Source organism: Affinirhizobium straminoryzae (assembly GCF_007004135.1).
GTDB classification, from domain to species: domain Bacteria; phylum Pseudomonadota; class Alphaproteobacteria; order Rhizobiales; family Rhizobiaceae; genus Neorhizobium; species Neorhizobium straminoryzae.
In genome coordinates this window covers 1-12,632 of sequence record NZ_VJMG01000032.1, presented here as the reverse complement: position 1 = coordinate 12,632, position 12,632 = coordinate 1, and the positions used below count along the sequence as shown (strand labels likewise).

The following is a 12,632-nucleotide window of genomic DNA, read 5'->3' as shown; positions in this document are numbered from 1 at the left end:
CCCGCAATTGCGGGCAAACAGGATGAAACCCCAGGGCCGCTCGTCGCGATAAAACGCCTTTTCATCGGCGCTCAGCGTCTGGCCGGCGCAGCCGAGGATCATCGCTTTGGACTGGGTGTTGGCTTGGTTCATGGCTCTATTGTTCCCCTCGACGGCTGACTGATGGCTGAGACACCTTCATCATCCACGCATTCTTGCTCAAGAAAAACGGGGCACCAGGGCCCCGTTTCGATATCGTTCTCGCAGCTTCCCTCTGACGCCGCTGCGGCGATCAGCGGGCAATCAGGCAGGTCCCACCGGCTGCGCGATAGCTTTCGCAGAGCGCCGCCGCCTCGTCGCGCGACGCACCGGCGGCCACACGAACACGGAAGAAGGTGCCCTTGCCCGGCACGTCGGCGCGCGCGATGTCATGCGCCCGCCCGCCCAGCAGGCTCGCATATTTGGAAGACAGATTGCGGTAGGACTTCTGCGCATCCGCCTCGCTCGGCAGCGATGCGATCTGGATGTAGTAGCCGCCACCAGGCACTCCCGCCGAGGCAGCTGCGGGCGTTGCAGCCGGCTGTGCGACGGCAGCCTGCGCCTGCGGTGCAGCCGCCTGACGTGCGGCGGCCTGATCGTTGACCGAGGCCACCACATTGACCGGCTGCACGGAAGGACGAGCCGTCGGAACCGGCATTCCGGGCTGCGGCACGCCTGCCGGAGCCTGAGCAGCCGCCGGTGCCTGGGCCGTTCCGGTCAACGTGGTCGTCTTGGCAACGTCAACACCCGCCATGTCGGTTGCAGCACCGGGCTGCGGCTGCGCGATGGCCGGCACAGATGCGGACGTTGTCGGATCGGTCGAATGCGATGCGGCAGCCGTCTTTGCTGCAGCAGGCTGAGCGGGAACGTCGGTCACCTGCTCGACGAGCGTGCCGTCCGGGCGCACGATCATGGTCTTCACGCGGCGCGGCATGACGGCCAGCTGGTCGCCATTGGCACCAGCCTGCTCACCGGGCTTGCCGTGCTGCTGCGGCAGAAGGCGCGGATCCTGCGTATCGGCCGTCGCCGTGGCGGCGGGCGCGGCATCGGCAGCCTCTTCCTCGCCCTGCAGCGGTAGATTGTCGGGCATCAGGGTCTTCTGCACGACATCCATCGGCTGCTCTTCGGACGAGATCAGAGAAGACTGCTTGGGATCATGCATGGCACCGCTGGCAACGCGGTCATAGACGGCCTTGTCTTGGTTCGGCACGGTTTTGCCGCCCGGATTTTCCGGGGCGACCTTCACCGCATCGGTATCCGCAGCGATGATGACGGGCGCACCGTCGCCCCCGAGCTTACGGGTATCGCTCGCAAACCAGGCATAGCCGGACACGCCGACGATCACCAGAAGGCCGGCAGCCGACGCCGGCAGAAGCCAGCGCGGCGTGCGGCGGCGGGCGTCTGCAGGATAGACGTCGTAAGGCTCGTCATCCTCGTCGTCCTCCGATGCCGCCGGCTGGATGGACTGGGCCATCGCCCGGCGGAAATCCTCTTCGAGGGCGCGCTCGAAGTCCTCGAACTCGCGGCCGGACAATTCCTGCTTCGGCGCGGGAGCCACGGCAGCAGCCGGCTGGCTCGTGGTCGTGGCAGCGGTGGCAACGGTTGCCGTTGCCCGCGAGCGCGGCGCTTCATGGCTCTTCGGACGCGCGGGCTGATCGATAAGCGTCGCCAGCTCCGAATCGAGATGCAGATCGAAATCCGAATGAGCAGGCGCCTGCTGCTCCGGCTCGTGCGGCGTCAGATCCGGCACATCGAGTTCCGGAACAGTCTCGATCACGTCGTCGGTTTCGGCAAACAGCGCCGGATCGAAGGGATCAGCGCCAGCGGATACATCTTCCACCTCGGCACCGGCCGCCTTGCGGGGCTCGGGCTCGGCAACGGTCGCAGCCGAGCGGGAGTTCATCAGGAACGCCGGAATGGCAGGACCGAGCGTTGACACCTCGGGCGCTGGACGCGGCGCGGGCGCCGCAACCACACGAGCAGCGGATGCGCTGACCGAGCCGGTGGCGACAGACGGAGCGTGAACCGCAGGCGCGGGACGGGCATCGACCGGCGCAACCGGTTCATCTACGCGCGGCGCCACGGGGCGCGCTTCGAGCGGGGCTGCAACGGCTGCAACACGATCTGCTGCAGGCTGGGCCGCAGCCGTCGCGGACGCGCGGTCGTCAAAAGGCAGAATGTCGGAGAAATCGAGATCAAGGTCGAGATCGTCGAGACTCAATTCGAAATCGGCATCATGCATCAGGTCGGCCGAAACCTCCTCGCGCACCGGCTGGGCGGCACCTGCCGCAGGAGGCGGAGGAGCGCGGAGATCACGCTCGATCTCGACCGGCGCCTCGTCCCGGGGCGAAAAGCGCGCAGCGACAGCCGGAAGATCCGGCATCTCGATCTCGTCCAGCTCAAGTTCGGGTTCGGGTTCGGCAGCCGTAACACGGCTTTCCGCCGCGGCCGGAAGATAGGTATCCTCCATTGGCATGCGTGCCGGGGAGCGCGCCGGCACCGGCTCGGGACGCACCGTCAGGGGGTCCGCGTCCGCGAAGGGGTCGACAGCAAGGGGAGTGTCGCGCACGGCCGTTGCCACCGGTTCGCGCACCGGCTCGGCGGCACGCACGAAATTGGTCAGCGGCATGCGAAAGCCCGGCTCATAGGCCTTGGCCGGCGGGCGGGTATGGGTCTTGCGACCGGCCAGCGCCGGGGAGACGGGCGCAAGCGACGTTTCCAGTTCCGAGATCAGGTCCAGCTCGAAATCCGGCTCCATCGCGGGTGCCGGTGCCACGGCGACGGTGCGCGCAGACGATTGCTCGGGCTCGACAAGGGCAGGCGCCGGCGCAGAACCCTGCGTAAAAGCCGCATCGTCGCGACCGAAACCGAAGGCAGCGTAGGCCTCAGGCGCATCGAACGACGGCACATCGACAGACGACACAGGCGACGCATCGACATCCCGTCGCGCAGCAGGCTCGGGAGCGCGGTCGGGACGGATCAGATCATCAACACGGGCAACGTCGTGATGTGCCGCAAAACCGGTCGTGAACGGGTCAGGTTCGGCAAAGGGATCGGCGGGGTGCGGCACACGGCGATCATCAACGCGCCGCATCTCATGCAGCGGCACGGCCGGCTCGACAGGCCCCTGGGGCTCGAAGGCCGGCTCCGGCGTCAGCGAAAAATCGCCGACGGGATCGAGCCTTGGCGAATCGTAGCTTTCGAACTCCCGCAGAAGTTCGTCTTCGAGATTGAAGGCCGGCTCACGACGCGAAGAGCCACGCGGCTCCGGCCGCTCGTCATACCCAGCGATGCGGGCAAGCTCCGCCAGCGGATCGTCATCGGCAAAAAAGTCCGGTCCGCTCATACGGCCAGGTGCAACGCTGTTGTCTGCCATTCCCTCGTCCACTCACCTAACGCTAACAAAAGCACCTGCCAGCGCTTTGTGGGAAAATGGTGGCGATGTTATCGCATCTCGTCGGGTGCAGCCGTGCCGGTGATGGCAAGCCCCGATTTCAAGACGGACGCGACGGCGCGCACCAACCCAAGTCTGGCAATGGTGGATTTTCGGTCGTTATCCTTAACAAACCGTAACTCCGGATTGTCCTTGCCCTTATTCCAATGCGCATGGAAGGAGCTTGCCAGATCATAAAGGTAAAATGCAAGCCGATGCGGCTCCTGAGACTGGGCGGAAGCCTCGATCAGGCGGGGATATTCGGCCAGCTTGGCGATCAGCTGCATTTCTGCCGGATCCGTGATCTCGGAAGCGGCCTCGGCGAAGTCGACCGATTCGAGGTCGAGATCGGGAAAAGCGTCCCGCGCCTGCCGGAACACGGACATGCAGCGGGCATGCGCATACTGCACGTAGAACACCGGATTGTCCTTGGACTGCTCGGTCACCTTGGCGAAGTCGAAATCCAGCGGCTCGGAATTCTTCCGGTAGAGCATCATGAAGCGCACGGGATCGCGACCGACCTCGTCCACCACCTCGCGTAGCGTGACGAAATCGCCGGAGCGCTTCGACATCTTCACCGGCTCGCCATTGCGGAACAGCTTGACGAGCTGGCAAAGCAGAACCGTGAGCTTGGCCGAACCGCCGGAGACGGCGCGTGCCACAGCTTCCAGCCGCTTTACATAGCCGCCATGGTCGGCGCCGAGCACATAGATCATCTCGTCATAGCCGCGCTCGAACTTGTCCTTGAAATAGGCAACGTCGGCGGCGAAATAGGTGTAGCTGCCATCCGATTTGATCAGCGGACGGTCGATATCGTCACCCACTTCGGTGGAACGGAACAGGGTCTGCTCGCGATCCTCCCAATCTTCCGGCAGCTGGCCCTTCGGCGGCGGCAGCGTGCCGCGATAGACATGGCCCTTGAAGGTGAGATCGTTGATCGCCTGGCGGATGCGCGCTGCGCCATCGGCATGCAGTGTCCGCTCGGAATAGAACACGTCGTGATGCACGTTCAACGCGTCGAGATCCTCGCGGATCATCGCCATCATCGCCTCGATCGCCCGCTCCTTGACGAGCGGCATCCAGTCTTCCGGCGGCATGTTGTGCAGCCGCGTGCCAAATTCCTTCGCAAGCGCCTGACCGACCGGTACCAGATAGTCGCCGGGATAGAGACCGGCCGGAATTTCGCCGACCTCCTCGCCCAGCGCTTCGCGGTACCGCAGGAAGCAGGAACGCGCGAGAACGTCGATCTGCGAGCCGGCATCGTTGATGTAATATTCCTTGGTGACCTCATAGCCGGCAAAGCCCATGAGGTTGGCGAGTGCATCGCCCACCACTGCTCCGCGGCAATGGCCGACATGCATCGGACCGGTCGGATTGGCCGACACGAATTCGACATTCACCTTCTTGCCGGCGCCGGTGACGGAGCGGCCGTAATCGGTACCGGCGCGAATCATCGCAGCCAGCAGGCGCTGCCAGTAGCCGGTCGACAGGCGCAGGTTGATGAAGCCAGGACCGGCAACGGTCACCTCCACCACGTCGGCATCTTCCTTCAGCTTCGCGGCAATCACGTCGGCCAGCGCGCGCGGATTGGTGCCGAGCGGCTTGGCGAGCACCATGGCGGCATTTGTCGCGACGTCGCCATGGCTGGGGTCGCGCGGCGATTCGACCGTGAGGCGGCTGAAATCGACGCTGTCGCGCTTCTCCCGGATGATGTCGAGGCCTTCCAGAGCGGTTTTGATCCGGACTTCGAAATCGGCGAAAAGGTTCATGGGCTGCATCCGCGCAATGGGCAGCCCTCCATCGGGCCACCTCAAACTTGTCTTGCCGGGTGCCTAGCCCAAATCGGGGGTATGGTCAAACATCCGGCGGTGAGCCTTGACCGCATAGGTGTCCGTCATGCCGGCCAGATAGTCGCCAACGTGGCGCGCACGCGCGGCCTCGCCAAGGCCCGCAATGTGGCTGACCCAGTAATGGCTCTGCATTTGCGACGGGTCGGCCATATAGGCTGCGAACAGATCCGTGACGATCTGCGCCGCGCCGGCGCGGATGCGCATGATCTCCGGATGGCGGTAGATGCGGGAGAAGAGCAGCTTCTTGATCTGCCTGTCCGTCTCGGCCATTTCGTCGGAGAAGGTGGCAATGGCGCGGTCAGCGGCGCGGATATCGCCAGCACTTTCCGGCCGCAGCGCATCAAGCCGTGCCTGCGCCACGCCGATCACGTCCTCGACCATGTGGGTGATCTGCCGACGCATGATCTCGTTTGCGAAACGTGCCGGCTCAAGGACCGGATATTTTGCCCGAACCTCCGCCATCATGCCGGAGAGGAAGGGAACGTCCTCCAGCATCTCGAAGGTGAGGTAGCCGGAGCGCAGGCCATCATCGATGTCGTGGGTGTTGTAGGCGATATCGTCGGCGATCGCCGCCACCTGAGCCTCCAGACTCGCGAAGCTCGCAAGCTCCAGGTCGTTGATCTCGCAGTAGTCGAGGATCGGCTGCGGCACCGGGCCGCGCGTGCCGACGCCGTTGGCGTCCATCAGCGGGCCATTGTGCTTCACCAACCCTTCCAGGCTCTCCCAGGTGAGGTTGATGCCGTCGAACTCCGCATAGCGGCGCTCCAGCTTGGTGACGATGCGCAGCGACTGCGCATTGTGGTCGAAGCCACCATAGGGCGCCAGGCACTCGTGCAGCGCATCCTCGCCGGTATGGCCGAAAGGCGTATGGCCGAAATCGTGGACCAATGCCACACCCTCCGCCAGATCCTCGTCGATCTTCAGCGCGCGGGCGAGCGCCCGGGCGATCTGCGCCACCTCGATGGTATGGGTGAGCCGCGTGCGGTAGTGATCGCCATCGACGCCGATGAAAACCTGTGTCTTGTGCTTCAGACGGCGAAAGGCCGTGGTGTGAACGATGCGGTCGCGATCGCGCTGGAATTCGGAGCGGGTCAGGCTCGAACCTTCCGGCACGAGACGACCGCGCGACGACCAGGGATCGGCCGCATAGGGCGCCCTTTCGCCGGAGCCGAATCCGAGTGTGCGTGTGTCGATGCTCATGCTCATCCCTGCCCTGCCTTCAAGCCTGCCTGCCCGGTGCCGACCCCATTGACGCCCGTTCGAACCCTTCATACCTATAGAGCAGGATTGGCGCAAAGCCGATGACAGCAATCTCCGGGCCTTGAACCCGGCAGAAAGGCAGAGCAATGACCGAAAATTCCGTAACCCTGTCCGAATCGGCCGCAAAGCGGATCGCCGAGATCGTCGGCGCGGACGCTGGCAAGCAGGCCCTGCGCGTCTCCGTGGAAGGCGGCGGCTGTTCGGGCTTTTCCTACAAGTTCGATCTCGCCGACGCCCCGGCCGAGGACGATCTGGTGATTTCAAAAGGCGAGGCCAAGGTGCTGATCGACAGCCTGTCGCTCGTCTACATGGCCGGCTCGGAGATCGACTTCGTCGACAATCTGCTCGGCCAGTCCTTCCAGATCAAGAACCCCAATGCGGTTGCAAGCTGCGGCTGCGGCACGAGCTTCTCCATCTGAGGAGAACGGCTTTTGCCGCTTCCCATGGACGTCCCATGCGGTAAAAGGAACCGACACAAGGATCCTTAGCCCATGAAGATCGCCACCTGGAACATCAACGGCGTCAAGGCGCGCATCGACAATCTCCGCCAGTGGCTGAGCGACAGCGCGCCCGACATCGTGTGCCTGCAGGAAATCAAGTCGGTGGACGAGGGCTTTCCGCGTCTGGAGATCGAGGCGCTCGGCTATCATGTCGAAACCCACGGGCAGAAGGGTTTCAACGGCGTTGCCATTCTTTCCAAGTTGAAGCCCGACGAGGTTCTGCGCGGGCTTCCCGGCGACGAGAGCGACGAGCAGGCGCGCTATATCGAAGCGGTGTTTTCGGTTCCTTCCGGCGTGCTGCGGATCGCCTCCATCTATCTGCCGAACGGCAATCCGTCCGATGACCCGGTGAAATACCCCTACAAGCTTTCCTGGATGGAACGGCTGCGGCGCCATGCTGAGGCTCGCCTCCTGCTGGAGGAGCCACTCATTCTGGCCGGCGATTACAACGTGATTCCGGAACCGCACGACTGCTTCGATCCGCGCGCCTGGGAAACCGATGCATTGTTCCTGCCGCAGACGCGTGCCGCCTTTCGGCGCCTCGAAGATCTCGGCCTGACCGACGCCGTCCGGGCGACGACGGACCAGACGAAACTTTATACCTTCTGGGATTACCAGGCCGGCGCCTGGCAGAAGAACAACGGCATTCGCATCGATCATCTGCTGCTGTCGCCGGAAGCCGCGGACCGGCTGACCTCCACGGCGATCGAAAAACATGTGCGGGCCTGGGAAAAGCCGTCGGATCATGTGCCCGTCATCGGTCACTTCACCTTCGGTGCCTGATACCGCCTGACCCGAAATTTACGAACCGGCCGAATAACGGCACCGCACTGCAGCAGCGTCGGTGGATGATGTAGCGATCAGCCGCCGTCGTCCCCGCCCTGGGCAAACTGCTGGGAGAGTGCAATGGCGCTGCGGCGGTCCCGCTCGGTGGACAGCGAGAAGGCATCCTCCTGCAGGTCCTCCATCCAGGGACAATCGCTCTTGTTGCAGCGGTCGAGCGCGGCTGTCATGAAGGCAAGCCCGCGCACTGTCTGACCTTCCTGGAACAGGAGATTGCCGAACACGGCCATGGCACCGGGATGACCGCTCTTGCGGGCCTGGTTCAGCCACTTCTTCGCCTGTTGCACATTCGGCGCACCGCCCTCGCCGGCCATGATCATCTTGGCGAGCTGGAACTGCGCTTCCGGCACCCCGAAGGTGGAGGCGGCCTGGAAATAGAGCTGGCGGGCCTGCGACAGATCGATCTTCACCGGCGTGCCGGGAATGCCGTGGCGGTAGTAATTGGCGAGAGCCAGCAGCGCATTGACGAAGAAACCGGTGTCCTCGGAGCCCGGCTCGACCCCCTGGCTGGCAATCTCGCTGTAGATCTTGAACGCTTCGAAATCGTTCTGCGTCACGCCGTCGCCATCGGCATACATGTTGGCAAGCGCCCAGCGCGACCCGGTATGGCCCTTTTCCGCCGCATATTTATAGGCCTCGACGGCATCCGCCTTCTGGCCATTCTTGTAGGCCTTGAAACCGAACTTGAAGAGATCGAAAGGGCCCGATTCCTTGGTGACGCCGGATTTGATGTCGAAGGCAAAGGCCTGCTGGCTGCCCCCTGTCACCAGGGTCAGTCCGACGGCCAGAAGGCTGAGGGAGCGCAGGAGAGGCAGCGGCATGTTCAGACTTCCTTAACCATGCCGATGTTTAGGTGTGGGACAGTGGGCATTGCGCTTTCGATATCAGCCGGATCGCGACGGACAACACTCTCAACTGGGGTCATGCACCTACTCCGCACACGTGATCAATGACGCCGGTACAGGCGGGACCGGTTTGCATGGAAAGCAATCGGCCAGGCCGCTTGCGATGTGCGAAGGATAGAAGGCCTTTTCGGCAATACTACGACCCGAATCCGTGCGGGAATGCGGCAAATGCGTGTATCCGGTGACGGAAGTATCCGTCCGGTGCATCCGTGCCATTTCACTGAAGAATTCGCCCATAATACTCCGATTTGCGCCCCCGCCCCCGCAGGTCCGCCCGTCTTTCGGACCCTATGGCTGCGCCTGCTTTGTGGCGGGAAATAGACAGAAGGTCGCGGGACAATACTGCGGACAACTGTGGCAGGAACATGTTGCCAAATCGTCACAAAAGACGAACCGACCAGGGGTTGTCCAGACGTGAAAAAGGCCCGGCCACCGGCCGGACCCTAACGCATCCCGATGAACGATCAGAAGCGGACCTTGAGCGAGGTCGACACGGCCGCGACGAGATCGTCCTTGAAGCTGTAGGAGACATCGCCGCCATAGCTGACCCCATCCAGCGTGACCGACCCGGACGAGCCCCCGGTCAGAATGCCGATGGCCCCGGACAGGCGGATCTCCACATTCTTGCTCGGCTGATAGCCAACGCCTGCGCCCAGAAGCCAGGTATCGGTCTGCGTTCCGAAGCCCTGGGATGTACCGCGATCCCAGGTGATGCTGACGGCCCCGCTCCACTGTTCGTTGAACTTGTGGCCGATCCCGCCCGTGATGGTCCAGCCGTCGCGATAACCCAGTTCCAGCGAGGTCACCGCATTCGACAGCGAACACGAACTCGTGCCGACAGCACAGAATGGAATCTTCTGCAACTGGCTCCAGTCTGTCCACTTCACGGACCCGAAGGCGAGCCAATCCGGCGCAATGCCGCTCTGCAGCTTGAGCTCAAGGCTATCGGGCGTCTTCTGAGATCCATAAACGGGAATCACCGCGCCATTGACCTGACTCAGATTGACGGTGCCGGTGATGTTGTCGAGATTGACCTCGCTGTTGTAGACGAGGCTTGCCCGGAGCGCATATTCCGGGATTTCGTAGGCGACGCCTGTCCGCCAGCCCCAGCCATTCCCTTCCAGATCCAGCCGGCCGATGCCGTTCCCGAGAACACCGGAGAAACCTGCGGGAGCCACCAGCCGCTCCTTGAAGCCGGAAACTTCCTGATAGAAGGCACCGCCGATCAGACGCAACTGGCCCGGACCGACATCGAAACGATAGGAACAGGTCGCGGCATAGTTGTCGCTCTCGATCTTCGTTTCGGTGTTGTTGTTCGCACCGACCCAGTTGCGGCCCGGCTTGGCATGCGCACCCCAGGGCTGGGAATAATCGAACATGCAATCCACTGAATCGCCGATGGCGCCCTTGATGCCGATCCGCGGCGCCCAGTAGCCTTCCGTATCATCGGCAGTTGTCGAACCGCCGCCGATACCGTTCGAGCCCGTTCCGTCCAGAGGATTGTTGTCTCTGGCATTCTTCAGCTTGCGCTGGGGGGCGACATAGGTCGTGGTCGACTCGATCGCCACCGTCGACGGATCGAACAGGAGATCGATGTTGTAGCCCCCGCGCTCCAGACCTCCGGCCTGCGCACCGCTGTGCAGTGTCACCAGCGTGGCAGCCGCCAGGATGCCCTTGAAAACGATTTTTCTTGTCATGTTCCTCCCACTCCCATGCCAAACTGACTCGAAGCCTAAATATTTGGGATTAAAAGACAACTTTCGTTCAGCATGCCGCACCGCAGCACTCCCCCATACAGATTTACGTAAGTTTCTGATCCACGTACTGGATACACCGAGTCGCACGTATTTTTTTCTAAGATGCCCGCATCATACAGGACTTGATAGAATCCAGTTCTCGGTTTCAAGCCATCTGTTGCCGAAGCGCTACAACTGCCGCAATCCAACGGCACCAGGCTCTCGCGCAACCTTTTCGCAGCTTTAAAACGCCGGCGGCCCCGCCAGCAAGGCCAGCGGGGCCGCAAATCAGATCCACGCGGGGCAGGCTGGCTCAGCCGGCCTCATTGATCCGCTGAAGTGCTGTTGCCAGGCTGGCGCGCTGCACCTCGAGCTCTGCCAGACGCTCCCGCTCGGCCGCCACCACCTCGGGATCGGCATTGGCGACGAACTTCTCGTTGCCGAGCTTCTTGCGGCCGCGGTCGATATCGGCGTCCACCTTGCCGAGCGCCTTTTCGATGCGGGCACGTTCGGCGCCGAGATCGATCAGGCTGCCAAGCGGCAGGCAGGCGGTCGCCTCGCCGATGACCACCTGGGCAGCGCCGCGCGGCGCGGTCTCGGCCAGTTCGATGGTTTCAACGCGTGCCAGCCGCTTGATCGCCGCATCATGGCGCTGCAGGCGACCTTCGGTCAGCGCCGTGGCACCGACCACGATCAGCGGTGCCTTGGCGGACGGCGGCACGTTCATTTCCGAGCGTGCGGAGCGCAGGCCGGAAACGAGATCGACCAGCCAGTTGATCTCGGCGGCGGCCGCCTCGTCGGCAAAGCCTGCGGCCGGCCAGTCCGCGTGGCAGAGCAGCGTATCGCGGCTTGCGGTGTGCGCCCACAGCTCTTCCGTCATGAAGGGCATGAAGGGATGCAGCAGCTTGTAGGTCTCTTCCAGAACATAGGCGACGCAGGCCTGGGCTTCCGCCTTGGCCACCTCGTCCTCACCGGAGAAGATCGGCTTCAAGAGTTCCAGATACCAGTCGCAGACCTGATTCCAGACGAAACGATAGAGGCTGGCGGCCGCATCGTTGAAGCGCTGGCTCTGGATGGCGCCAGTGACATCGGCAATCGTGGCCGACAGTTCGGTCAGGATCCAGCGGTTGACGGTCTGCGTCGTGGCTTCCGGCACAAAATTCGGGTCGCGCTTCACGCCATTCATTTCGGCAAAGCGGGTGGCGTTCCACAGCTTGGTGCCGAAATTGCGATAGCCGGCAATGCGGGCCGGGTCGAGCTTCACATCACGCCCCTGTGCCGCCATGATGGCAAGCGTGAAGCGTAGCGCGTCAGCGCCGTATTCGTCGATGAGTTCCAGCGGATCGATGACGTTGCCCTTGGACTTCGACATCTTCTGACCGTTCTTGTCGCGGACCAGCGCATGCACATAGACGGTGCTGAAGGGCTCGACGGGATTGCCGTCCTCGTCCTTCATGAAGTGAAGGCCCATCATCATCATGCGGGCCACCCAGAAGAAGATGATGTCGAAACCGGTGACCAGAACATTGGTCGGGTAGTAGCGGGCGAGTTCCGGCGTCTTGTCCGGCCAGCCAAGCGTCGAGAAGGGCCAGAGCGCGGACGAGAACCAGGTATCGAGCACGTCCTCGTCGCGGGTCAGGATGGCGCCGGGCTCGAAGTTTTCGAGCTTCTCCTGCACCCAGGCCTTCCACGGACCTTCATGCGCCAGATAATGCTGGATGGCGGCGTCGAGCGCCTCTTCCTCGGTCTTTTCGACAAACACCTGACCATCCGGACCGTACCAGGCCGGGATCTGGTGCCCCCACCACAGCTGGCGGGAAATGCACCAGGGCTGGATGTTTTCCATCCACTCGAAATAGGTCTTGTCCCAGTTCTTCGGCACGAAGTTCGTGCGGCCCTCGCGGACAGACGCCATGGCAGGTTCGGCAAGCGTCTTGGCATCGACGAACCACTGGTCGGTCAGCATCGGCTCGATGACCACGTTGGAGCGGTCGCCGAACGGCTGCATGATCTTCTTGTTCTCGACGTAGGGAACGTCGTTGCCTTCCGCATCCTTGCCGTCACCGTCAAGGATGCGGAAGGCAACG

8 protein-coding genes and 1 pseudogene are annotated in these 12,632 nt (G+C 63.0%); 2 read left to right on the top strand and 7 right to left on the bottom strand.

Features of this window, described 5'->3' with window-relative positions; all coding sequences use genetic code 11:
* The 4 genes and pseudogenes from FNA46_RS26380 to FNA46_RS13120 all read right to left on the bottom strand — a co-directional run.
* Positions 1–132, bottom strand: a pseudogene (locus tag FNA46_RS26380) (beta-hexosaminidase); the annotation flags it as partial.
* A 139-nt stretch (positions 133–271) separates the two neighbouring features.
* Entirely contained in the window at positions 272–3,394 is a 3,123-nt protein-coding gene (locus FNA46_RS13130; RefSeq protein WP_143125659.1) for an SPOR domain-containing protein, read from the bottom strand.
* Positions 3,395–3,462: 68 nt separating this feature from the next.
* Complete coding sequence (gene argS, locus FNA46_RS13125) at positions 3,463–5,220, bottom strand: arginine--tRNA ligase (protein ID WP_143125658.1); 1,758 nt, start codon at positions 5,218–5,220, stop codon at positions 3,463–3,465.
* Between the two features lie 63 nt (positions 5,221–5,283).
* Positions 5,284–6,501, bottom strand: coding sequence for a deoxyguanosinetriphosphate triphosphohydrolase (locus FNA46_RS13120; RefSeq protein WP_143125657.1), 1,218 nt, complete (start codon positions 6,499–6,501; stop codon positions 5,284–5,286).
* Between the two features lie 146 nt (positions 6,502–6,647).
* On the opposite strand from FNA46_RS13120, the gene erpA reads away from it, so the two are divergent.
* Together erpA and xth are read left to right on the top strand one after the other, a co-directional pair.
* Entirely contained in the window at positions 6,648–6,980 is a 333-nt protein-coding gene (erpA, locus tag FNA46_RS13115) for an iron-sulfur cluster insertion protein ErpA (protein WP_143125656.1), read from the top strand.
* A gap of 72 nt (positions 6,981–7,052) precedes the next feature.
* The gene (gene xth / locus FNA46_RS13110; protein ID WP_143125655.1) at positions 7,053–7,844 is read left to right on the top strand and encodes an exodeoxyribonuclease III; all 792 of its coding nucleotides are present in this window, start codon (positions 7,053–7,055) and stop codon (positions 7,842–7,844) included.
* A gap of 77 nt (positions 7,845–7,921) precedes the next feature.
* Here xth and exoR read toward each other — a convergent pair whose 3' ends face one another.
* From exoR to FNA46_RS13090, 3 genes are all read right to left on the bottom strand, one after another.
* A complete protein-coding gene (gene exoR / locus FNA46_RS13105; RefSeq protein ID WP_143125654.1) occupies positions 7,922–8,725 on the bottom strand; it encodes an exopolysaccharide production regulator ExoR in 804 nt (267 codons plus the stop codon).
* 548 nt (positions 8,726–9,273) lie between these two features.
* A complete protein-coding gene (locus tag FNA46_RS13100) occupies positions 9,274–10,506 on the bottom strand; it encodes an OmpP1/FadL family transporter (protein WP_143125653.1) in 1,233 nt (410 codons plus the stop codon).
* A 352-nt stretch (positions 10,507–10,858) separates the two neighbouring features.
* Positions 10,859–12,632: valine--tRNA ligase (locus FNA46_RS13090; RefSeq protein ID WP_143125652.1), on the bottom strand; the 1,774-nt coding region annotated here is incomplete at its 5' end.